The 23316-nt window shown below is 69.8% G+C and carries 19 protein-coding genes and 2 pseudogenes; 9 read left to right on the forward strand and 12 right to left on the reverse strand.

What is annotated here, in order from left to right; genetic code table 11:
- From EF387_RS44155 to EF387_RS44175, 5 genes are all read left to right on the forward strand, one after another.
- Positions 1-170, forward strand: a 170-nt coding sequence (locus EF387_RS44155) for a response regulator transcription factor (RefSeq protein WP_155589833.1), incomplete at its 5' end; no start/stop codon positions are given.
- Positions 171-436: 266 nt separating this feature from the next.
- Entirely contained in the window at positions 437-1432 is a 996-nt protein-coding gene (locus EF387_RS44160; protein WP_128382247.1) for an Acg family FMN-binding oxidoreductase, read from the forward strand.
- 170 nt (positions 1433-1602) lie between these two features.
- A complete protein-coding gene (locus EF387_RS44165; protein WP_128382248.1) occupies positions 1603-3348 on the forward strand; it encodes a GAF domain-containing sensor histidine kinase in 1746 nt (581 codons plus the stop codon).
- Between the two features lie 308 nt (positions 3349-3656).
- Positions 3657-4952, forward strand: a complete 1296-nt coding sequence (locus tag EF387_RS44170; RefSeq protein ID WP_128382249.1) for an ATP-grasp domain-containing protein — start codon at positions 3657-3659, stop codon at positions 4950-4952.
- A gap of 36 nt (positions 4953-4988) precedes the next feature.
- Positions 4989-7127: a CocE/NonD family hydrolase gene (locus EF387_RS44175; protein ID WP_128382250.1), complete on the forward strand. Its 2139-nt coding sequence runs from the start codon at positions 4989-4991 to the stop codon at positions 7125-7127.
- Here EF387_RS44175 and EF387_RS44180 read toward each other — a convergent pair.
- The 7 genes and pseudogenes from EF387_RS44180 to EF387_RS44210 all read right to left on the reverse strand — a co-directional run bounded on the left by EF387_RS44180 (position 7124) and on the right by EF387_RS44210 (position 14239).
- A pseudogene (locus tag EF387_RS44180) lies at positions 7124-7838 on the reverse strand (response regulator). The gene EF387_RS44175 and the pseudogene EF387_RS44180 overlap by 4 nt on opposite strands.
- Positions 7835-8072 (reverse strand): annotated as a pseudogene (locus EF387_RS49130) (sensor histidine kinase); the annotation flags it as partial. The pseudogenes EF387_RS49130 and EF387_RS44180, both read right to left, overlap by 4 nt.
- A gap of 353 nt (positions 8073-8425) precedes the next feature.
- Positions 8426-9640 carry a cytochrome P450 gene (locus tag EF387_RS44190; RefSeq protein WP_128382251.1) on the reverse strand — a complete coding sequence of 405 codons (1215 nt, stop codon included), beginning with the start codon at positions 9638-9640 and terminating at the stop codon, positions 8426-8428.
- Positions 9641-9787: 147 nt separating this feature from the next.
- Positions 9788-10885 carry a PDR/VanB family oxidoreductase gene (locus EF387_RS44195; RefSeq protein ID WP_128382252.1) on the reverse strand — a complete coding sequence of 366 codons (1098 nt, stop codon included), beginning with the start codon at positions 10883-10885 and terminating at the stop codon, positions 9788-9790.
- A 72-nt stretch (positions 10886-10957) separates the two neighbouring features.
- On the reverse strand, positions 10958-11731 hold the full coding sequence (locus EF387_RS44200) for an IclR family transcriptional regulator (protein ID WP_128382253.1): 774 nt from the start codon (positions 11729-11731) through the stop codon (positions 10958-10960).
- Positions 11732-11851: 120 nt separating this feature from the next.
- Positions 11852-13102, reverse strand: coding sequence for a serine/threonine-protein kinase (locus EF387_RS44205; protein WP_128382254.1), 1251 nt, complete (start codon positions 13100-13102; stop codon positions 11852-11854).
- A gap of 426 nt (positions 13103-13528) precedes the next feature.
- Positions 13529-14239, reverse strand: a complete 711-nt coding sequence (locus EF387_RS44210) for a class I SAM-dependent methyltransferase (RefSeq protein ID WP_128382255.1) — start codon at positions 14237-14239, stop codon at positions 13529-13531.
- Positions 14240-14309: 70 nt separating this feature from the next.
- On the opposite strand from EF387_RS44210, the gene EF387_RS44215 reads away from it, so the two are divergent.
- Positions 14310-15242 carry an AraC family transcriptional regulator gene (locus EF387_RS44215; protein WP_202918572.1) on the forward strand — a complete coding sequence of 311 codons (933 nt, stop codon included), beginning with the start codon at positions 14310-14312 and terminating at the stop codon, positions 15240-15242.
- A 71-nt stretch (positions 15243-15313) separates the two neighbouring features.
- Here EF387_RS44215 and EF387_RS44220 read toward each other — a convergent pair whose 3' ends face one another.
- On the reverse strand, positions 15314-16051 hold the full coding sequence (locus EF387_RS44220; RefSeq protein ID WP_128382256.1) for a flavodoxin family protein: 738 nt from the start codon (positions 16049-16051) through the stop codon (positions 15314-15316).
- 340 nt (positions 16052-16391) lie between these two features.
- On the opposite strand from EF387_RS44220, the gene EF387_RS44225 reads away from it, so the two are divergent.
- Together EF387_RS44225 and EF387_RS44230 are read left to right on the forward strand one after the other, a co-directional pair.
- Positions 16392-16793, forward strand: coding sequence for an SRPBCC family protein (locus EF387_RS44225; protein WP_420802701.1), 402 nt, complete (start codon positions 16392-16394; stop codon positions 16791-16793).
- A gap of 11 nt (positions 16794-16804) precedes the next feature.
- Entirely contained in the window at positions 16805-17134 is a 330-nt protein-coding gene (locus EF387_RS44230) for a TfoX/Sxy family protein (protein WP_128382257.1), read from the forward strand.
- Between the two features lie 142 nt (positions 17135-17276).
- Here EF387_RS44230 and EF387_RS44235 read toward each other — a convergent pair whose 3' ends face one another.
- Positions 17277-17840, reverse strand: a complete 564-nt coding sequence (locus tag EF387_RS44235) for a hemerythrin domain-containing protein (RefSeq protein WP_128382258.1) — start codon at positions 17838-17840, stop codon at positions 17277-17279.
- Positions 17841-18215: 375 nt separating this feature from the next.
- On the reverse strand, positions 18216-19364 hold the full coding sequence (locus tag EF387_RS44240; RefSeq protein ID WP_128382259.1) for a baeRF2 domain-containing protein: 1149 nt from the start codon (positions 19362-19364) through the stop codon (positions 18216-18218).
- Positions 19365-19754: 390 nt separating this feature from the next.
- Between EF387_RS44240 and EF387_RS44245 the strand changes: the two genes are divergently transcribed.
- Positions 19755-20651: an aminoglycoside phosphotransferase family protein gene (locus EF387_RS44245; RefSeq protein WP_128382260.1), complete on the forward strand. Its 897-nt coding sequence runs from the start codon at positions 19755-19757 to the stop codon at positions 20649-20651.
- A 74-nt stretch (positions 20652-20725) separates the two neighbouring features.
- On the opposite strand, the gene EF387_RS44250 is transcribed toward EF387_RS44245, so the two are convergent.
- Positions 20726-21796 (reverse strand): DUF4352 domain-containing protein, encoded by a 1071-nt coding sequence (locus EF387_RS44250; protein WP_128382261.1) that lies wholly within the window; start codon positions 21794-21796, stop codon positions 20726-20728.
- Positions 21797-22831: 1035 nt separating this feature from the next.
- Positions 22832-23104 (reverse strand): hypothetical protein, encoded by a 273-nt coding sequence (locus EF387_RS44255; RefSeq protein ID WP_238432051.1) that lies wholly within the window; start codon positions 23102-23104, stop codon positions 22832-22834.
- Between the last annotated feature and the right edge of the window lie 212 nt (positions 23105-23316).

Consider the following 23316-nt stretch of genomic DNA (forward strand, 5'->3'; position numbering starts at 1 on the left):
ACGGACTCACCAACCGCGAGATCGGCAAGAAGCTCTACCTGTCCGAGAAGACCGTCAAGAACCACATCTCCCGCCTGCTCGCCAAACTCGGCGTCCAACGACGGGTACAGGCCGCGGTCCTCGCCTCGCAGCTCGACACCCCGGAATCCGGCGACCGCACGGCGAGGTGACGCCCGGTGGCCGGGCCCTCCTGCACCCAGGTACCCCGGGCCCCCGGCACCGCGGACCCTCCGGCACCCGACCCGGCACCCGGGCCCCCGGCCACGCGGACTCTCCGGCCCCGGGCCCCCGGCCACGCGGACTCTCCGGCCCCGGGCCCTCCGGCACCCGATCGAGGCCGTACGGCCCCTCCTGCCGTCACTCCGCGGGCACCACGCTGGACAGGGTCACCGAGCAGCCCCGCAGCCCGAAGACGCGGGGCAGTGAGGAGTTCCCCATGTGCCCCGCAGTCCTCGACGTGCCGGCCCTGGAGAGGCTGATCTCCGCGGCCGTGGCCGCGCCCTCCATCCACAACACCCAGCCCTGGCGCTTCCGGCTCGATGCGGACACCCTCACGCTGGAGATCCGTGCCGCCGCCGACCGCGGGCTCCGCCACACCGACCCCGCGGGGCGCGCCCTGCACGTCTCCGTCGGCTGTGCGCTGTTCAACCTGCGGATCGCCGTCGCCCACGCCGGCTGGGAGCCGGTGACCCGGCTGCTGCCCCGGCCCGGCGAACCGGACCTGCTCGCCACCGTGCGGCTCGGCGGCCCCGCACGGACGCCCCCACCGCCACAGCTGTACGAGGCTCTGTGGCGCAGGCACAGCAGCCGCTTCCCGTTCTCCGAACGCCCCCTGCCCACCTTCCTCCTGACCGAACTCGCCGAGGCCGCCCACGCGGAAGGGGCCTCATTGAACCGGCCTGGTCCCGACGGAACAGACCGTCTGCTCCAGCTCACCCACGAGGCCGAGCAGCGCAACACGGCCGATGCCGACCGGGCGGCGGAAAGCCGCCGCTGGGTGCACGAGCCGGATGGCGGGGCACTCGGAATGCCACCGCGGGCTCTGGGACCGCAGGACTTCCGGGAACGGATCCCGATGCGGGACTTCGGTGCACACCGGCATCCCTCGGTGCTGACCGCCCGCCTCTTCGAGAAGCGGCCGTCCATCTCCGTGCTGTCCACAGGGCACGACCGGCGGGCGGACTGGCTGCGCGCCGGACAGGCACTCGAACGTGTCCTGCTGGTGGCCACCGCGCACGGCGTACGGGCATCCCTGCTGCACCAAGCACTGGAGTGGCCCGACCTGCGGAATCAGCTGGTACAGGAGTCCGGCGACAGGCGCGAGCACGCGCAGATGATGATCCGTATGGGTTACGGCCCGGAAGGTCCCTCTTCGCCCCGTCGCCCGGCACGGCGGACCCTGACCGAGGACACTCCCTCCGCCTGCCGGTGAGCTGGGCTCACTGTTCACCCACCCGTACCGCTACGCTCGGTGATTCCCGGGAGACGCTCGCGCCTCCGGTCGGTGGACCTCCACCCACCGTCTTTGAACAAGCGCTCGACCGTGCGCGATGTAGATCGGGCATCATGAGACCGACCGTGCGGCGAGTGAGGAGAACTGGGATGGACCAGCGCGCACACGATCCGAAGGATCGTCCGGCCTCGGCACCACCGATGCCGCAACTGCGCCTGGACGCGCTGCTGGACGGTCTCCAGGAGCAGGTGGAGCGGGTACGCAGCACCCAGAACCGGGTGCACACCCTCCTCGACGCGGTGCTGGCCATCGGCAGCGATCTGGATCTGGACGCGGTGCTGCACCAGATCGTCGAATCCGCCGTCCAGTTGGTGGACTGCCGTTACGGTGCGCTCGGCATCGTCGGCGACGAGGGCGGCATCAAGCAGTTCATCACGGTGGGTATCGACGAGGAGACCATCGCCCGGATCGGCCATTATCCGCGGGGCGAGGGCATCCTCGGCCTGCTCATCCGCGAGCCTCACCCGCTGCGGCTCCCGGTCCTGAGCGATCACCCGGATTCCGTCGGCTTCCCGCCCGGCCACCCGCCGATGACCACGTTCCTCGGCACTCCGGTCCAGGTGCGCGACCGGATCTTCGGCAATCTCTATCTGACGGAGAAGCACGGCGGGGTGGAGTTCGACGCCGAGGACGAGGCGGTGCTGCGCACGCTCGGCGCGGCGGCGGGCGTGGCGATCGACAACGCCCGGCTCTACGACGACGCCCGCCGCCGCGAACGCTGGCTGACCGCGAGCAGCGAACTGACCCGCACCCTGTTGTCGGGTACCGATCCCACCGAGGTCCTGCACTCCTTCACCGCCACGGTCCGTGAGCTGGCCTGCGCCGACCTGGTCACGCTGGCGGTGCCCGTGACCGGCACCGGAAACCTCGTCATCGAGGCCGCCGACGGAACCGAGGCCGACCGGGTCCGGGGCCTGGCCCTTCCGGAGGACACGACTTTGGCGGCCAAGGTGTTCGCCTCCGGCGAGACGATCGTCAGCTCCGCCCTCAGCCAGGACCCGCGTGCGGAGGCCGGGAGCTCGGCCCTGCGGGAGTTGGGTCCGGCGTTCCTGATCCCGTTGGGCACCCGAGAGCGCGCCCTTGGCGTCCTCCAGGTCGCGAACCAGCAGGGCGGCCCCGCTTTCCCCGACGCCACCATCGAGATGATCACGGGGTTCGCCGACCATGCCGCGCTCGCCCTGGAGATCGCCGAGCACCGCCGCGACGCCGATCAGCTGCTCGTCCTCAACGACCGCGACCGCATCGCCCGGGATCTGCACGATCTGGCCATCCAGCGCCTGTTCGCCAGCGGACTGAGCCTGCAGTCGGTCCTCAACCGCCTGGCCGACCGTCCCGAAGTGGCCGAGCGCGTCCGACGCGTCGTCGACGACCTGGACGACACCATCAAGGTCGTCCGCTCCACCATCTACTCCCTGCACGAGCGCGACCGTTCCGAATCCGCCGGGCTGCGGGCCCGGCTCGTGACGGAGGTGGGCAAGGCGGCGGAGGCCCTCGGCTTCACGCCCGCCCTGCGCATGAGCGGTCTGCTGGACACCGACGTCCCCGACGGCCACCGTGAGCAGCTGCTCGCGGTGCTGCGCGAAGCCCTGTCCAATGCCGCCCGGCACGCCAACGCCACCTCCGTGGAAGTCACGGCCGAAGCCACCGGCAGCGATCTGCGCCTGCGGGTGGCCGACAACGGCCGCGGCATCGACCCGGCCGCCGACCGCCGCAGCGGACTGGCCAACATCGGCACCCGCGCCGACGACCTCGGCGGCACCTTCACCCTGGGCACCAACCAGCCCAGCGGGACCGTCCTGGAGTGGGTAGTGCCGCTGCGCAACGACACGGAATGAGTACCGCGTCGTCACGCTGATGCCTGGCGCAGGGCCGGGTTGCGGCCGGTTCGCTGACGGACCGTTCCATCAGCAGGACCGCGAGGGGGATGCCGTCCCATCGTCGTGACCGCTCCCGGTCCCTGAGTGCTCGCCAGTTACTGCTTTCGGAGTTGCTGCTTCAGGAGTTGCTGCTTTCAGGTCGGCCGCACCGCGGCACCGCCGCACCGCGACCGGGTATCGGCCCGGACCGGATTGACCTTCGCGCTGAGGGGTACTCCAACGATCTTGGCAGACCGGCCACTCGGCCGGAGGTCGGAAGGAGAGCCGTGCCTGACGAGAAGGTCCGCAACGTCTTCGTGATCGGGCTCGACGAGGCCAATCTGCCGACGCTCCAGCAGATCCCGGGAGCGGATTCGCTGCGCTTCCACCAACTTCTGACGATCGAGGAACTGCAGGTCGGCGAGGTGCACCTGCCCACGTTGATCAAGAAGGCCCAGGGCGTACTGGATGACTTCGACGGAAGCATCGACGCGATCGTCGGCTACTGGGACTTCCCGGTCAGCACCCTCGTCCCGATCCTGAGCGAGCGCCACGGCACCCGCAGCACGAGCTTGGAGTCCGTCGTCAAGTGCGAGCACAAGTACTGGAGTCGGCTGGAACAGCAGAAGGTCACCGACCGGCACCCGCGCTTCGGCAGGGTCGACCTCACGGGCGAGCCGCCGCGCCCGCCCGAGAACGTCGGATTCCCGATGTGGGTCAAGCCGGCGCTGTCCTATTCCTCCGAACTCGCCTTCGGTGTCGGGGACGAGCAGGAGTTCCGCACGGCCGTCAGCGAGATCCGCGAGGGAATCGCCCGGATCGGCCGCCCCTTCGAGCACATCCTCGAACGCGTCGACCTGCCGCCGGAGATGGACGGTGTCGGTGGCCGGGTCTGCTTGGCGGAGGAGGCGATGTCCGGCGTACAGGTCGCCGTGGAGGGCTATGTCCACCAGGGCCAGGTGACGGTCTACGGGACCCTGGACTCCATCAACTACCCGGATTCTCCGTGCTTCCTGCGCCACCAGTACCCTTCGACGCTGCCGCAGCCGGTCCTCTCGGAGCTCCACGACGTCTCCGAGCGCGTGATGCGGCAGATCGGAATGGACTCGGCCACCTTCAGCATCGAGTACTTCTACGATCCACGAACGCAGGAGATCAGCCTGCTGGAGATCAACCCCCGGCACTCCCAGTCGCACGCGGAACTGTTCCAGTACGTCGACGGCGTGCCCAACCACCACTGCATGGTCCGCCTCGCCCTCGGCGACGACCCGCGCATGCCGCACCGCGAGGGCCAGTACGCGATGGCGGCGAAGTGGTACCACCGCTGGTTCACCGACGGCGTGGTACGCCGTGTGCCCGGGCCGGAGGACATCGCCCGCATCGAGCGGGAGACGCCGGGCGTACGCGTCGAAGTGATCCCCGAGGCAGGCAGCAGGCTCTCCGACCTTCCCCAACAGGACAGCTACAGCTACGAGTTGGCGCACATCTTCACCGGCGGGGCGAGCGAGGAGGAACTGCGGGAGAAGTACGACCACTGCGTGGCATCCCTGGGTCTCTCCTTCGACGAGATCCCGGCGGAGTGACACGACCCCGTAAGAGTCAAGGAGCACGTCGGTCCCATGCGTTACGTGACCAACCTGCCGTACGCGACGAAGCAAGAAGAGCACGTCACGATCCCCATGTCCGACGGGGTCCGTCTCTCCGCGCACGTCTGGCGCCCCACCTCCTCGGACCGCGAGCCGGTCCCGGCGGTACTGGAGTACATCCCATACCGCAAACGCGACCTCACGGCCGTACGCGACTCGATCCACCACCCCTACATCGCCGGACACGGCTACGCCTGCGTCCGCGTCGACCTGCGCGGCACCGGCGATTCGGAAGGCGTGCTCCGTGACGAGTACCTGGACCGCGAGCAGGCCGACGCCGAGGAGGTCCTGGCGTGGCTGACGGAGCAGCCCTGGTGCGACGGCGGCACCGGCATGATGGGCATTTCCTGGGGCGCGTTCGCGGCCCTCCAGGTGGCGGCCCGCCGGCCGCCCAGCCTGAAGGCCATCGTCATCGCCTCTTTCACCGACGACCGGCACGCCGACGACATGCACTACATGGGCGGCGCCCTGCTGTCGGACAACCTGGCCGAGGCCGGCACGATGTTCGCCTACGGCACCTGTCCGCCCGACCCCGCCGTGGTCGGCGACAGCTGGCGCGAGATGTGGCACGAACGGCTGGAGCACACGGAGCCCTGGGTCGTGCAGTGGCTGCGCCACCAGCGCCGCGACGACTACTGGCGGCACGCCTCGGTGTGCGAGGACTACCAGAGCGTGCGCTGCCCGGTCCTGGCCTCCAGCGGGTGGGCGGACGGCTACTCCAATGCCGTGACCCGGCTGCTCGGCCACCTGGACGTGCCCCGCAAGGGACTGATCGGCCCCTGGTCGCACAAGTTCCCCCACCTCGGGGAGCCCGGTCCCGCCATCGGCTACCTCCAGGAGGTCGTGCGGTGGTGGGACCACTGGCTCAAGGGCGTCGACAACGGCGTCATGGACGGTCCCATGCTGCGGACGTGGATGCAGGACAGCGTGCCGCCCTCCACCTCGTACGAAGAGCGTCCGGGACGCTGGGTCGGAGAGCCCGACTGGCCCTCCCCGCACATCCGGCCGGTCACGCATCCCCTCACTCGGCACAGGATCGAACCACCGCGGGACACGACGGACGCGGGGACGGGTACGCGAGGGACGCCCTACGGCGACGCGATGATCGACCGGGCCGACACGACCCGCACGACAGACACGACAGACGCGACCGGCACGACGGACGCCACCGACGCCACCGACACGATGACCGTGCAGTCGCCGCTGTCCGTCGGCCAGTTCGCGGGCAAGTGGGCCTCCTACAACGCGCCACCGGACCTGCCGTACGACCAGCGCGAGGAGGACGGCGGTTCCCTCGTCTTCGACAGCGAGCCGCTGACCGAACTGCTGGAGATCCTCGGCTCACCGAGTGTGGAGCTCGACCTGTCGGTGAACGAGCCCGTCGCCATGGTGGCCGCGCGCCTGTCCGACGTGAGCCCCGACGGCGCCGCGACCCGCGTCTCGTACGGCCTGCTGAACCTCACCCGCCGCGACAGCACGGAGGCCCCCGAGCCCCTGGAGCCGGGCCGGCGCTACCGTGCCACCATTCCGCTGAACGGCGTCGCACAGTCGTTCCCACCCGGCCACCGCATCAGGCTCTCCCTCTCCACGTCCTACTGGCCCCTCGCCTGGCCACCGCCGAAGCCCGCGCTGCTCAGCGTCCACGAGCATTCCAGCACGCTCACCCTGCCGGTCCGGCCGGTGGACGAACCCGACGACATCGAGCCGAGCCCCTTCGGCGAACCCGAGGGCACCCCCCCGATCGCCACACGCCAGGTGACGCCACCCGAAGAGCGCTGGGAGGTCAAGCGGGACCTGGTCGGCTACCAGGCCGAGCTGGAGATCGTGAAGGACCGGGGCACGGTCCGCTTCGAGGACATCGGCCTCGAGGCCGGCCGTCGCGCCTACGAGCGCTATGCCGCGGTCGCCGACGACTTCACCTCGGTCAACGGCGAAGCCACCTGGACCATGCGGTTCCGGCGGGACGACTGGGACGTACGCGTGGTGACGCACACCTCGCTCGGCTGCGACGAGACCGACTTCTTCGTCGACGCGACCCTGGACGCGTACGAGGCCGACCGCCGGGTCTTCTCCCGCACCTGGAACAAGAGGATCCCACGCGACCTGCTCTAGGGCCACGCCTGGTGCCCTGACCGGTCAGCCGGGGCGTCTCCGGCCTGTGTCGGGCCCACGAGTCCGCTCTGGTAGGCGATGACGACGAGTTGGGCGCGGTCGCGGGCGCCGAGCTTGGTCATGGCGCTGGATGTGACTTCGTACGGTCAGGACGCTCAGGACGAGTTCCCCGGCGATCTCGTCGTTGGACTTGCCCCGGGCGGCGAGCTCGGTCACCTCCCGCTCCCGGGGCGTGAGGTCGTTCAGGCGCTCCGGAGGTGCCAGGAGGACGCTGGGGGCCGGGCCGGTGAGGAAGCGGGTGATGAGGGCGCGGGTGGCGCCGGGCGAGAGGAGGGCCTCGCCTGCCGCGACGGTGCGGATGCCGGCCAGCAGGGCGTCGGTGGTGACGTACTTGCCGACGAACCCGCTGGTGCCGACGCGCAGTGCCCGGGCGACGTATTCGTCGGTCTCGAACACGGTGAGGACGAGGACCCGGGTGCCGGCCAGTTCCGGGTCGTCGCAGATGGCGGCGGTGGCGGCGAGACCGTCCGTGCCGGGCATGTGGATGTCCATCAGGACGATGTCGGGGCGGTGGATGCGGGCGAGGTCCACGGCCTCCTGGCCGTTGGCGGCCTCGCCGACCACCACCATGTCCTCACAGGAGTCGATCAGCAGACGGAACGTGCCCCGCAGCAGGGCCTGGTCGTCGACGAGCAGTACGCGAATGCTCAACGGGTTGCCACGTCTTCTTCCGGGGCGAGCGGGTGCAGCGGCAGTGCATTTGTGACTTCGAAGCCGCCCTCGGGGCGAGGGCCGGCGTTCAGGGCGCCGCCGACGGAGTGGGCACGCTCACGCATGCCCATCAGACCGTAGCCGCCGCCCGGGACCGACGCGGTGGCGGCGGCCCCGTCGTTGGACCGAGATGAGCAGACGGGAGTCGGAGTAGGTGAGCCGGACGCAGGCCCCTTCGGACTGTAAGAGTTCCCCTCGCGGCTTCCATCGCGGTTCAGGACCCGCGCCGAGGCAACCGGGCAACCAGCGCTTCCCCAGTGCCGGGGCGCCGTGCACCGCACCGCCGGGGCGCGTCCAGGCTTCTCCCTGCGCCCGCTCTGGTACTTCGTAGCCATCGCCGAGGAGGACACGATCAGCGCTGCCGCGGATCGGCTGCACGTCTCTGCAGCCGGGCGATGTGATGGACGATCTCCGGGCTCGGCGCGCAGCGCACCGTCTGCCGGGCGCCTTCCGCGGTGCAGCGGACCGCCCTCCACTGAACCGGGCGGCGTCCGATGGACCGTACCGCGGAACGGACGGGCGGCTGATCAGTCAGCCGGCTGTACGCGCAGGGGCAGGGACGCCCATGAGCGCAGGGTGTTGTTGGGGTGGCGGTGGGGTGTGCCGGTGAGTTCGATGCGTTCGACGCGGCGGGCCAGGGCGGTCAGCAGCGCCTCGGCCTCCAGCCGGGCCACGTGCTGTCCGATGCACTGGTGGATGCCCATGCCGAAGCCGACGTGGCCGGAGGGGTCGCGGGTGAGGTCGAAGCGGTCGGGGTCGTGCCAGCGGGCCGGGTCGCGGTTGGCCGCGCCGAGGAACATGAGGATCTTCGTGTCCGCGGGGATGAGGGTGCCGGCGATGGTGACATCGGTGGTGGCGGTGCGGAAGAAGGTCTGCACCGGTGACTGCCAGCGCACCGCCTCGTCGAACGCGGTCCGCGCCAACTCCGGCCGCTCCCGAAGCCGTTGCCACTCCGCCGGGTGGGTGGCGAAAGCGTACAGGCAGGCCGCCAGGCCGTGCACGGTGGTGTCGACGCCGGCGGTGAGCAGGGAACGCACCACCAACGGGGCCTGCTCGTACGTCAGCTCGCCACGGTCGGCGGCGGACCAGATCCGCGCGCCGAAGCCGTCCTCGCTGAGCGCCTCCCGTGCGCATCGGGCGTTGACCCACGCCGACAGCTCGGCCACCCGGTGGGCATCCGCCGCGACGAGGTCGTTGCGCGGGCCGAAGGCGTTGAAGGCCATGTTGCCGTACGGCAGCAGGTTGTCCCGGCCGTCCGGGCCGAGGCCTACCGCGTCCGGGAAGGCACGCAGCGGGAACGCCTCCGCCAGCACCGCTAGGCCGTCGAACTCGGCGCCGTCGGTGAGGACTTGGTCGACGAGTTCCTCGGCCAGGGCGTGCCAGGTCTCGCGCAGGCGACGCAGTCCGGGCGGGGCCAGGATCTCCCGCAGCACCCGGCGCGGGGCGTCGTGGCGGGGCGGGTCGGCCTCCAGCAGCAGGCTCGGCGGGCGCCACGGCTTCTCGTGCCGGAAGTTGGCCAGGCCCACCCCCGAACCCGACTCGAAGTTCTGCCAGTCCACGAGAGCGGCGTGCACCTGCTCGTAGCGGGCCAGCGCGTGGACGTCGTAGCGCGCGAGGTACACGACCGGACCGGCCTCGCGCAGGGCCTGGTGCAGCGGTCCGGGGTGCAGGAGGACGTCGTGGGCGAACGGATCGGCGTCACTGACGGGCGGCACGACGGCATGCTCGAGTGCCTCGGTCATCGCGGCTCCTTGGGAAGTGAACAGTAGTCAGGGATCTGAGATGGGGCTTTCGCCTCGGAGACAGAGCTTCGTCTCGTGTCTCACAGATTCAGAGCTTCGTCTCGTGTCAGAGCTTCGTCGCATGCCTCGCGGACCGGAGTTCGATCATCAGAGATCGAGGACGAGACGGTCGCCGCAGGAGCGGGATACGCACAGCAACATACAGTCGTCCGCGGCCCGTTGGTGGTCGGCCAGGACGGAGTCCCGGTGGTCCGGCCGCCCCTCCAGTACGGGCGTCAGGCACGTGCCGCAGGTGCCCTGTTCACAGGAGGTCAGCACGTCCGCTCCGGCACTACGCACCGCCTCCAGCACGGACACGTCCGGAGTGACGGTGACCGTCCGTCCCGTGCGGCGCAGTACGACCTCGAAGGGGGCCTCCCGCACCGGCGGAGTCTGCCTGGCGGCGGTGAAGCGTTCGGTGCGCAGGGCGTACGGGGGCCAGGACGCGCACGCCGCTTCGACGGCGGTGAGCAGCGGAGCGGGGCCGCAGCAGTACACCCTGGTGTCGGGGCGCGGTGTGCCCAGCCAGGCCGCGAGGTCCAGCAGTCCGAGCTCGTCCTGCGGGACGACGCGCACCCGTCCGCCGTAGGCCCCCGTCAGCTCCTCCCGGAAGGCCATCGACGACCTGGTACGCCCGCCGTACAGCAACTGCCAGTCCGCGCCGAGCAGTTCGGCCTGACGCACCATGGGCAACAGCGGGGTGATGCCGATGCCGCCCGCGATGAACAGGTACTTCTCCGACGGCACGAGGGGGAAGTGGTTGCGCGGGCCGCCGATCCCGACCGGGTCCCCCGGACGCAGCCGGTCGTGCACATACGCGGACCCTCTCCCACTCCCGGCTACTCCCCCACTCCCGGCTACTCCCCCACTCCCGGCTACTCCCCCACTCCCGGCTTCGCTCGAGCGGGGAGACCCCCATCGTCCGACGGGTTCCCGCAGCACGGCGATCCGGTAGGTGTACGCGTCCCATCGGTCGCCGCACAGGGAGTACTGCCGGGTCGTCCCTTCCGGCAGCACCAGGTCGATGTGGGAACCCGGCGTCCAGTCCGGCAGCCGGGCACCGCGCGGGTGGGCGAGGGTGAGTGACACGACGCCCTCGGCGACTTCTTCCTTCGCGGAGACCGTCAGGGTCGCCGCGTTCCTCGGCGCCGACCGTCCCTCGCCGATGTCGGACCCGGCGTCCGCAACCGCGCTGCTTCCCACCACGTTGTCGCCTCCCGTCGTTGGGTTGCAGGCAGGATGCGCGGCGGCCACCGACGATCGCGACGGCATTCTCAATCAGTGAGAGAGGAAATTCCGGTGGGCGTCCGGTGCTCCCAGCACCCGGGAGACACCGCGTGCGGCGGTCCGCACCACCGGTACGACGGACGAGGCCCCCGTCTCGTTGGGGACGATCACCGCCAGCGCGGCCACCACCTCACCCTGCGCGTCGCGCACCGGCGCCGCGACGCCGAGTGCGTCGGGGTGTACGTAACCCGGGCAGTACGCGTATCCCTGCCGACGCACCTCGGCCAGCACGGCCCGCAGCCGTGCGGCGGTGGCGGGAGTATCCGGAGTGTAGCGCTCCAGGGCCCCGTCGAGCACCCGTCGGCGCAGGTCGGCGGGGCCGTGGGCGAGGAGGACCAGGCCGCTGGAGGATGCGTGCAGCGGAAGGCGGCCCGCGATGCGGGTGTAGTTGATGACCGCGCCCGGTGCCGTCAGCCGCTCCAGGAACAGCACCTCGTCGCCGTCCAGCACGCCGAGCTGTACATGGTGGCCGACGACATCGTGGACGCCCTCCATGAACGGCATGGCCACGTTGCGCAGCGACAGGGTCGGCGAGGCCCGGGTGGCCAGCTCCCAGAGGCGCATGCCGATTCGGACCCGGCGGTCGGTGTCCCGCGTCAGGAACCCGTACGAGACCAACTCGGCCACCAGGCGCGACGCGGTCGCCACGTGCAGCCCCGTGCGGCGGGAGATCTCCGAGACGGTAAGGGCCGACTCCTCCGGCGTGAACGCCTCGAAGATCCGTACGACCCTCGCCAGGACGGACTCGCCGTTCTGTGTTCTCACGCCGCCATCATCGGATTCCCTCCCAGCACGTCAAGCCCACGCAAGAGCCGTAGGGTCCGCCTCGGAGCACGACTCGGCCGTGCCGGAGGATGCGGGCGCAGCCGAGAGCGAGAGGAACGGTCAGTGCCTGGCTTTCTTCCTGTCTTCTTTCTGCTTCTTCCCTCGTTCGTCCCCGGCGTCCTTCGTGGCCTCTTCCGCCTTGTGCTGGTCTGGGGGCCCCTCGCTTTCCGATGCCCTTCGGGGCTCGGAGCTGCTGGGCGAGGCGGCGGGGCGTGGCGTCGGGGGCTCGGTCGAGGGGGCGGGCGCGGATGAGGTCCGGGTCGTGGCGGCGGGAGGCGGCGCAGGGGCGCTGTCGTCGGAGTCGAGGGACGTACTCACGGCCACAGTGCCGGCGAGGAGGGCGGCGCCGGCCAGGCCGAGGAGCACTTTCGGTGGCAGTCGGCGGCCGCGGGCCCAGTGGCCGCGGTCCCCGGTGGCCGATGGCTCGGCCAGGGAAGGCAGGGCGGCCAGCGTGGTCGTGGAGTCGTTCTCCGGCGGTGCGTCCGTGGACTCGGGGCGTTGGCCCGCCTCGCCGAACCAGGCGGCGGCCTGGTCGGCGGTGGGGCGCTGCGCCGGGTCCTTGGCGAGCATGGTCAGTACGCAGTCGGCGAGCGGGCGTGGGATTTCCGGGCGCAGTTCGGTGGGCGGGACGGGGGTGGCGTCGACTTGCTGGCGGACCATGGCCAGGGCGGTGGTACCGGGGAAGACCAGGCGGCCGGTGAGCGCCTCGTACAGCACACAGCCCAGGGAATACACGTCCGAGGGTGGCTGCGCGGTGCGGCCGACGGCTCGCTCGGGTGCCAGGTATGCCGCGGAACCGGCGATCTTGCCGGGAGTGGTGAGGGTGCTGGCGATGGCATCGGCGAAGCGGGCGATACCGAAGTCGGTGATCTTCACGGTGCCGTCGGCGGTGAGCATGATGTTGCCGGGTTTGATGTCGCGGTGGATCACCTGCTGGCGGTGAGCGGCGGACAGGCCGGCGGCGACCTGTGCCCCGATGGCGACGGCCTCCTCGGGCTCCAGGACGGTGCGCCTGGTGAGTTCCTCGGCGAGAGTCCGGCCCTCGACGAGTTCCATGACCAGGTACAGGCGCCCCTGATGGGAGCCGAAGTCATAGACACTCACTACGTTGGGATGGTTGAGGCGGGCGGCCGTGCGGCCCTCCCGGCGGAAGCGTTCGGCGTCGGCGTCCGCGGCCTGGCCCTCCGGGCCCGTCAGCAGCAGCTTCACGGCGACGGGGCGGTTGAGCACATGGTCGGTGGCGTGCCAGACCTCGCCGATCGCGCCGCGTCCGAGCGGTTTGTTGAGCTGGTACCGATCGGCAACGAGCACGTGCAACACCATTCCTGCTTGAGACAGCGGTCATCGGACGCCTTGAATCATGCGATCTGAACATGAGCGCGCCATATGTTCCATGTGCGCACAGCGTACCGAGACCTCGCGGCCGGCGGGACGGCTCGGCCAGTCCGCCGCCTCGGGCACAGCCCTCGACGCTTCGCCATCGGCCGGGACCGCCGCGCCGATGGCCGCACAGGACGGGCAGGCGACGGGGGAGGGCGCCTGCCCGCCCTGGTGCGAGAGCCGCTCAGGAGGAAGCGGCCTCACAGGGCCGTGAGTCCACCGCCCACCACGTACAGCGCGGCGCGCATCGCGACTGTCACACCCGGGACGGCCGGCAGGCCGGCTGCATCACCGCCGGACGTCACGGGGCGTCGGCCATCCCCGGCACAGGCGGTGCGGCCGAGGCTGCTCCTGGGCTCACCCGCCCCGGTGGGCCAGTTCGATGCCGACTCTTCCGCCGATCCGCAGGGCCATGGTGCGGGTTGGCTGCACGGTGAAGCCGGCTGCGGCGATCCGCTGCGACACGGAATCGCCGACGTTGTCGCGCATCTGTTCGCGCATTCGTTCGCGCATGCCGCCGCGCGTCCGGCCGCGCGTCCCGATCTGCCGACGGCCTCGGCCGTGCCAGTGGTCATGGCCGTGCTCGCCGAGGACCGCGTCGGCCAGGACCAGCAGCCCGTCGGGCCGCAGCACCCGGCGCACTTCGGCAAGCAGTGCGTCCTTCGACGTGCTGTCCAGGTGGTGCAGCATCAGGCTGGAGAAGACTCGGTCGAACGAGCCGTCGCCATACGGCAGTTCCTGGGCGAATCCGCGGTCCAGCCGTACGGTGAGGCCGGCTCGCCGGGCCTTGCGGCCGGCGCGTGCCAGGGCCTTCGGGTCAGGGTCCAGCCCGAAGAGATCCACGTTCCGGTGCCGCTGACCGGTCGCCCGCAGCAGGTTCCCCGTGCCGCAGCCGACGTCCAGCACCCGGTGCCCGTCCCGCAACTCGGCCAGCGTGATCATCCTCTGGTGGATCGGGTGCAGCCCGAACACGTGGTGTGCCACGTCGTAGAGCGGCGTCAGGAAGTCCTTGCCCAAGCCCGGTATGTACTCCCGCTCGGTGAGCGGCTGAGACGTTTTTTCGGTCATACCGCCATTCTGACCGCGTCAGGAGCTGCTGACCTGTGCCGATTTGCGGCATCAGTGGGACGATTCGACGGTGGAGACTGTGCGACAGGCGCCCAGCCGGGACCGGCCGGCGACCTACTCGATGCTGCCGGCACCCGGCGAGCTGCCCGTGGCGACCTGGCGGCTGGAGCACGGCTGGGAGAGCACCGGCACCTTCGAGGAGCACGCGCACGACTTCCCCGGCGTGGCGTACTTCGAGACCGCCGGCGGGCAGCTGCGCACGGGGCGGCGGACCTGGCCGATCGAGGCCGGTGACCTGTTCGTCATCGCGCCCGGCGACGTGATGGGCCACATCCACGCCACCGACCTGGCGCACACCCAAGGCTGGGGCGTGTTCTTCACCGCCGACGCGCTCGGCCCCGACGCCCCCGGCGCCCACCTGGCCTGGCGCACCCACCCACTGCTGTTCCCGTTCGTCCGCGGCGGAGCGATCGGCGCCCTGCGGATGCGGGTACCCGAACCCGACCGGCCCGAGTGGGCCGCCCGGATCCAGGCCCTGCACCACGAACTGGCGCAACGACGGGACGGCTACCGGGAGGCCGTGCCGGCCCACCTGACACTGCTGCTGGTCGCGGTGTCCCGGCTCGCCACCGACGTCGTGGGCGACCTGCGCGAGAACCGGGAACCACTGCTCGCCGCGGTGTTCGAGGTCATCGAGCAGCGGTACCCACAACCGCTGTCACTGCGCGACGTGGCTACCGCGGTCAGCATCTCCCCAGGTCACCTCACCTCGACGGTACGCCGACGGACCGGGCGTACCGTGCAGGAGTGGATCACCGAGCGGCGCCTGGTACAAGCCCGCCGCCTGCTTGCCGCGACCGAACTGCCGATCAGCGAGATAGGCAGGCAAGTGGGCTTCCCGGACGCCGGCTATTTCGCCCGCACCTTCGGCAAGGTGCACGGAATGAGCCCCACACAGTGGCGCCGAGCCGGCGCCGACCCCGGAAAGCGGCCGAGACGCTGAGCGATCCCCACACGCGCAAACCGCCTTATGGGCAGATCGTCTGCGGGCGGCGGGAGACCCGGGAGGACTCTTCAGCGGTGCTCGGGGTTGTCCGCCCCCGGTCGGCAGCCGGCGTCCCACTCCGTGCGCTGGTTGCCGTGGGCCGGGATGCCTCCGGCGCGTTTGAGCATGGCCGCCAGGTGCATCAGGTTCCAGGTCATGAAGGTGGTGTTGCGGTTGGTGAAGTCGTTCTCCGGGCCGCCCGAACCAGGGTCCAGATAGGACGGGCCGGGCCCCGCCGCGCCGATCCAGCCCGCGTCCGCCTGCGGCGGGATCGTGTAGCCGAGGTGCTGCAGGCTGTAGAGGACGTTCATCGCGCAGTGCTTCACGCCGTCCTCGTTGCCGGTGATCAGGCAGCCGCCGGCCCGCCCGTAGTAGGCGTACTGCCCCTGCGGGTTGAGCAGACTGGAGCAGCTGTACAGGCGCTCGATGACCTGCTTGGTGACGGAGCTGTTGTCGCCGAGCCAGATCGGTCCTGCCAGCACCAGGATGTCCGCGGCCGTCACCTGCTCGTACAGCGCGGGCCAGGCGTCGGTGGAGAAGCCGTGCTCGGTCATGTCCGGGTACACACCCGGAGCGATGTCCTCGTCCACCGCACGGACGAGCTCCGTGGTCACCCCCCGCGATTCCATGATCGACCGGCTCTTGTCGATGAGCCCCTGGGTGTGGCTGAGCTGGGGTGACGGCTTGAGCGTGCAGTTGATGAAGAGCGCGCGCAGGTCGTCGAAGCGGTAGCCGTCCTCGGTGGACGGGGCGGTTGGTGCTGCCATGGCGGGCTCCCGGGAAAGGAGAGGCGGACAGGGTCGAGGGTGCGGGGAGCGGCACTCCGCGCCGCCGCCGCGGCAGCGTCTCGCGGAAATGCCGCGCTGTCCCGCTGCGACGCACCGGCACATGGTGGTTTCCACCGGCATCCGACAAGTCGTGGTGCGCCCCGCTTCCGCCTCGAGGATCCTGGACGCAGCGAACGACACAGCAAACGACACACGAACAGGGCCCCGATCCCGGCCGGTCGAGGACGAGGCAGCAGCACGATGACGATCGAAGTGTCCGCGGAGCGCATGATCCCGCTCCCGCACGAACGGATGGCCGAGTACGCCATGGACTGGCGCCATGACGCCTGGGGGCACCTCCCATGCCCGTTCAGGGCTATGGGGGAGGACCCAGGGCATCCGTACCGCGGAGCTGACCCGGGAGACGGACGAGGGCGGCTTCGGGGTGGTCGCCGAAGTCACCCGGACGGCGTACTTCCTCGGCCGGCGCATCGACTACGTCCTACGTGTGGCCTCGCACGAGCCGCCCCGCCTGCTGGACATGGTCTCTGTGGCCGGGCCGATGCCCATGCATGTGACGTACACCTTCGAGCCGGACCTGCGCGGCACCCTCACCCGCATCCGGGTCCGCGGCGGCGCAGGCGGCTTCTACCGGTTGGCTGCTCCTCTACTGGCCCGCCAGGTCCGCACCTCCATCGGCAAGGACCTGCGCGACCTCGAGCACAGGCTCACGAGACGTTAGGGGGCGCCTTCATGCCGTACGACGAGGGACTGGCGGAACGGATCAGACAACGACTGGGCGCCGATCCGGACGTCGCGGAGAGGCGGATGTTCGGCGGGATCGCCTTCCTGTACCGCGGCAACATGGCCGTGGGTGTGAGCGGCGACGATCTCATGGTGCGAGTCGGCCCGGACCATACCGACGCCGCACTGGCACGGCCGGGCACACGTGTCTTCGACATGACCGGCCGACCGATGCGCGGCTGGATCCTCGTCGCGGGGACCGCCCTCTCGGAGGATGACGTCCTCGACGAGTGGATCGCCGGGGGACGCGCCTTCGCCGCGAGCCTCCCTCCCAAGTAGGCCCGGCCCGCGCTGCGCAGCCGGAGTCCCGGCATACGGGAGTTCGCGCGGGCCGGGATGCGCTCGTAGGCCTATGCGGCCCGGGATGCGCTCGTAGGCCCACGACGCGGGCCAGATCCCATTCCTGTTGTCAGTCCTGTTGTCAGTCCTGCTTTCCGCGCCCGGTGAGCATGTCGCGCAGGCGGTCGACCATGCCGGTACCGGGCGCGAGGAGTTTGTTCGCCGGTGGAGTGTCAGGCGCCGACGGGTGTGGGCGGGTGGGAGCGTGCTCCTTGGCCGAGCGGACCTTCTCACCGAGTTCCTCCAGTGCGGCGGCGGAGCAGACTTCGGCCAGCATCGGGAAGAGCCGGTTCTCCTCGTCGCTCACATGGGCCGTGACGGAGTTCTTCAGCCGCGTGATCAGCGTGTCGAAACGCCCGTCCCCGGGCTCGCAGTCTTCGAGTTCCTTGAGCATGCGCTCGACTTCGCCGTGGTCGGCGAGTTCCTTGTCGGCGAGGTCGTCTCCCCCGTCGACGTACCGGCGCACCGTCGGGTACAGATACTGCTCCTCGGCCACCGAGTGCCGGATCAGCTCCATGGTGAGCCGGTCCGCCAGTTCGCGTCGCTGCTGGTCGGCACCGGGCAGCGCTTCGATCTGCGCGAAGAGCTCGTCCACCTCGCGATGATCCGCGGTCAGTTCCTGGATGACGTTTCCGCCGTGTCCCATGCTTCTTCACTCCTTGTAGTGCTGAGGCCGGGGGCCGACCGGCTCTGGTCAGCCCGTGCGTCGTCGGGGCCGTCCGCGTCCCGTGCGCTGGGTCCTCCGGCAGACGCAGGAGCGATCACCGTCCAGCGCTCCACCGACTCGCCACCCAGCACGGATACCTGCCACGCGCGCACCGACGACCTCACGCCGGTCCGCCACTTCACTCCGGTTGGCCGACAGGATCCCGGCCGGTGCTCCGGATGCCTCACCCGTCGTGCCCGTGATCGATCGCGTTGACGATCTCGGTCACCTTGGCGTACTCGCCGCTGTCCGGCAGCCGTCGCACGGCATCCAGCACCGCGTCCCCCTTGTCGCCCTCATCGCCGTACGCCGTCGTCAGACAGCGGTCGGCTCGTACGTCCAGCGCAGCAACGCGCCGAGACCACCTGCCGGAACGTCGGCCCCGTCGCCGTCCCCGTCCGAAGGAGGAACGATCAGTACGTCTGCGGCGGTGACGGCAGCCGCCCGCAGCAGCGCGTCGTCGGCACGTACCGGGGTCGGATCGCCCTCGCCCAGGGTCCGCACATCGCTCCGGCGCACCGCCACCTGGTCCGGTTCGCCGCCCACCCATGTCTCACGGGCCAGGTCCGCCCCGTCGGGACGGATGAGCAGCGTGTCGATGCGGTGTTCCCGGGCCGCTTCCGTGAGGGCCGGGACTCCCTCCACCGCGTCCGTCGGCCGGTCGGTGCCCACCCGTCCGGCGCGGAAGCGGTCCAGCGCCTCCTCGACGCGGCGACGGGTGTACTGCTGCCGGGCCTGCTCGATGGCCTCTTCCAGCACGGTGGAGGAGGAGCCCGCAGCGCGTCCGCCGTGCTCGGTCTCCACCGTGACCCCGCGGACGGCCTCGGGCAGCCTTTCCCGCACGGCGGGCCGTTCGCGAGGGTCGCCGACCAGGACGACCAGGTCGGCGCCGGACTCCTCGTACGCCGAGCTCAGCGCTTCGGCGATCTCGCCGGCGTTGTGGTCCCAGGTGTCCTCGACCTTGAGCTGGAAGTGCCGCTCGGACCAGTCCGACGAGGCCGTACGGTGCACCGGCCACTGCCGCCCCTGGACCTGCCCGGCGCTCTGCGGGCCGGCTGCCCCGCGCAGTTCGAAATCGGCGCCGGTCCGGTCGATGTACGCCACGAGGCAGACCGGGTCCTGGCCGCACAGCTCCAGCAGCGGCGTCAGACGTGGCAGCGGGTTCCAGCACGCGATCGGGCCCTGTGGCGGCCGGGAGAGACGACAGCTGAGCACCACTTCCCCTCCGCAGGCGAAGATCACTCGCCCTGCCGGGTCTTCCGCGGGGCTGATGTTCATCAGGGCGTCGCGCACCGCCCGGGTGGTCGCCGTGTCCGCGCCCTCCTCCTCCAGTACTCGGCACGCTTCCCGTACGGACAGCTCGCGCCGCTTCGCCCCCGACTCGTCGTTCTGAGCAGGGTCGAAGTACACGGTGGCCCAGGGGCCTGCGTGGTCGAAGAGCGGTTCCAGGAATGACAGTTGCACACATCCTCCTCATGGGTCCCTGTTCTCGGGCCGAGTGCCCGAAGGACGGCGATGGACACGCAGCGGGATCCGTGGGGAACGAAGGGTTCATCCGCTGCATGCGCGAGCTTCCGAACCCCTTGAAAGGGTCAACGCCGGTCACCCGCGGCCGCTGCGCCTGCCCTGCCCCGGACGCCACACGCTCACTTCTTGGGTGGTCGCCGATCCGGAGGCAGACTCTCGATGAAGTCCTCGCAGCTCAGCGGCAACGCACCAGCTTCCACCGGCCGGCTGGGTGGCCGAAAAAATCTCAGTTGATCTGGACCCTGGCGCATGAATACTGGCTGTCGTCTCAGTCGGTCTGGCCTGCTTCCGGCGTTTCGAATTGGACTAGTGGAAGAGCCTGCGCGAATGACCATGCACGATGACCAAGTGGACGTGACGACCGAAATCGTCGCGACCTTGATCCAAGAACAGTTCCCTCAGTGGAGCGGCAAGGCGATCCAACTCCAGTCGTCGACCGGGACGGTCAACGCCATCTTCCGCATCGGGAACGACCTCTCTGCGCGTTTCCCACTGCGTCTGGCCGATGCTGCCGAGGCGCTGGCGGTTCTCGAACAGGAAGTCCAGGCGAGCGCGGAACTGGCACGGGTGTCTCGGTTCCCCGCCCCGGAACCCGTCGCCTTGGGAAGGCCTGGAGCGGGTTACCCCATGCCGTGGTCGGTCCAGACATGGCTGCCGGGTACGGTCGCCTTTGATGCCGACCCGAGTCGGTCGGACGCCTTTGCCGAGGACCTTGCGGCCTTCATCGCAGCCCTGCGGGACGCCGAGACGCGGGGGCGGCTTTTCAGCGGCGAAAGTCGTGGCGGCGTTCTCGCTCACCACGACGACTGGATGGCGAAGTGCTTCGTGGAGAGTGAGGGGCTGCTCGACGTGCCCCGGCTGTGCCAGGTGTGGAGCCATTTCCGGGAGTTGCCACGCACGGGGGCCGACGTGATGAGCCATGGTGACCTGATTCCCGGCAATGTGCTGGTCGCGGGAGACCGGCTCAGCGGCGTACTCGACACCGGCGGCTTCGGCCCGGCCGACCCCGCGCTGGATCTGGTCAGTGCCTGGCACCTGTTGCAGCCGGGCCCGCGGGAAGTGCTCCGGCGGACACTGGGCTGTGACGATCTGGAGTGGGAGCGCGGAAAGGCATGGGCGTTCGAACAGGCGATGGGTGTTGTCTGGTACTACGTCGAGAGTAATCCGACGATGAGCAGAATGGGGCGCCGCACACTCGACCGCATTCTGGAGTCGATGGAGTGAGAGTGATGTCGGGAGGGAGCGGCTGCCGCGGTCCCTCGTCGAGAAACGGCACGGTGCCCCGACCCGACGGCGGTTCATGCGTCCGGAAGTTCGATGAGCAGAAGCGGGTGTTCCATTCCATGGGCCGCCCAGTCCCTGGGATATTCGAGGTAGCCGCCCGCCTCCGGTACGTCGAAGACCGCGGTGCCCGTCACCTGGTAGCCGGACAGATAGGACTGGGAGAAGTCGGTGCGCGGCATGCCGAGGGGGCAGCAGTCATACGTCTCCTGGATGCGTTGCTGCCCGTTGCCCACCCAGGCGAAGTCCTCCACTCTGAAGTCGCCGGGAGCGTCGCCGATGTTCTTGATGTTCAGCTCGACCAGCAGGAAGAAGCCTCTCTTCGGCCGTTCCACGTCTCCGTAGGAGTCCGTCGTCTCCCTCCGGTACTTCATGCTTCGGACGGTGATCCGGAAGGTGGTGGCCGGTGCGTAGTCGTCGCGTGTGGTCTCGGTGCTGAACTCGCCCGGTTCTCCGGCCCTGACCCTGACGCCCTGTGGCAGCGTCGGCGGACTCGCACCGCCGCCCCCTTCGTTCTCGCCGCCGGATGCGTTGCCCTCGGGCAGTTCGATGGACAGCAGAGGCGTCTTGGACCGGGCGGGTAGATGATGGGGAGGGTAGAGCAGGCGCCCGCCTTTCTCCGGCACGTCGTAGACCTCTGTGTCTTCCGCCCAATGCCCGGGTGGATAGGTCTGGTTGAGGTTGAAGATCTGCTGCTCGGCGATGCAGCAGGCATTGGCGAACGGGAGTTGCTCCCCGGAGTCCGCCGCCCACCTGAACATGCGTGGTTCCATACGGCCGGGAGCGTCGCCGGTGTTCTCGATGCGCAGCCCGACCAAGGCGAAGTATCCCCTTCTGGGCTTGACCGGGATGAGCGGTTGGCCCCCTTCCGTCATGTACGAAACGCTCCGGACCGTGATGCGGAAAGTGGTGTCCGGCTTGTCGTCGGCCAGCGCCTCGGTGCTGAACTCGCCCGTCTCGCCCACCTTCAGGCTGACGGTCTCCACCTTCGGTGCGGCGTCGCTCCCGTCACCGCACGCCGTGGCGCCGACCAGGACGCCGACCAACAGTGCTGCCACCGCGGTGGCCTTCCCCCTGATGCACCGCATGCGCCCATGGTCGAGGTCAAGGCCGCGATGCGCCAGGGTCCTGCGACCGCCAAGTCGACGGCCGGATCGCCGGTGCAGCGGTTGTCCGACCCGGTTCAGTTCGCGTCTGTGGACCTGCCGCATGCGGGGTGAGTCACTGCCGAGGCGGTCGCCGCAGTGCGGGCGGACGGCGCTCGTCACACGGCTTCGGCCGGGCGCATGAGCGGCCGGCGAGTTCCACGGGCCAGCGCTGCCAGAACGGCGCAGATGCACACCATCTTGAGACGTGGCGATGCTGGGAATGTCGGTTGAGGGTGCTGGGCGGGCGGATACCAGACGCTGGCTCAACCGATCTGGTACTCACTCCCGACTGGAGAGAGGAGCACGTAGTTCCACGCGGAGACGGATCGTCCGGCTCACGCCGTTCCGCCACCCCGGCGGCGAACATGCCACGCTCGCCGGACGACACCGCCTTCAGACGCTCCTCCATCCGCGCCGAAAGCTCCTGCCACGCGTCCATTCCAGCCCTCGGAGCCGGGATACCAGCGTGCTCACGCCGGCCAGGGCGATCATTGCATCCACCAGTGACAACGCCGCAGGTGTACCCCCGCTGGACTCCTTGGGAGCGGTCCGTCACCCTGCCGACCGGAACACCGACCAACATTGCGCTGACCAGCTTCTTCAACCGGTTCAACCGCACGATCCTGCGAGCAGGCCGGCATGGCCTGGTGAGTTGGGCGGGGCGTTATCTGCCCGAGGGCCGTGCCACCCGCGGATCTTGCCAGGGGCCCGCTCAGCCGGCCCCTGGGCCGCACGCGCCGGGGATCAGCCGTCGCGTATTCCGACGGAATATCAGTTGCCCTACGAGGCGCACCGCTGAGCTCAAGACCCAAGGTGTCACGTCTCACTCAGGCGAGTCGATTTCTCACCGGACCGAGTCGTTCGTGTTCCGGTCTCACGGACACACCGCCGACAAGCGCCTCCGCACGCTGATCAACAGGGCGAGCGTCGCTTGACGCAGCGCCAACGCCGCATCGTGACGCCGCCGCCTGTCAGCTACCGCTTACTGCTGTGGTCGAGTCCAGCGATGACCCTGACGTCCGTTTCGGACATGCCCAGAACCTTGGCGATCTCACCCGGCTCGACGTGGCTGACCTTCCAGTCGAGGTTCCACCAGGGAAGTTCCCCCAACACCTCGTTGGAGAAAGGGGGCAGAACAGTGAGATCCACCGGGTCCGGAGGGTTCTTCTGACCTCCCCAGATGACGCCAGGCCAGTACGTCAGTGCCGCGACCACGTCCACCGTCAACGCGCGGTTGGCAACTTCCACGGCCACACTCTCCCATCAGTCGACAGCCCAATCTCCCGCGAACAGGCATACGTTGCCTGTTCGCGGCACCAGCTTCAATGAGACAGGAGTGCGCCACGAAGTGCCGCGTAATCGAGTGGAGGTGAAAGGCCGACACCGCCGGGCCGTCGCAGCGGCCTGGTGAAGCTGGGGGCAGCCTGACCCGGGGAACGCCGGGGAGGGTGGCAAGCGGC

It is taken from the genome of Streptomyces cavernae (assembly GCF_004023625.1).
GTDB lineage: Bacteria > Actinomycetota > Actinomycetes > Streptomycetales > Streptomycetaceae > Streptomyces > Streptomyces cavernae.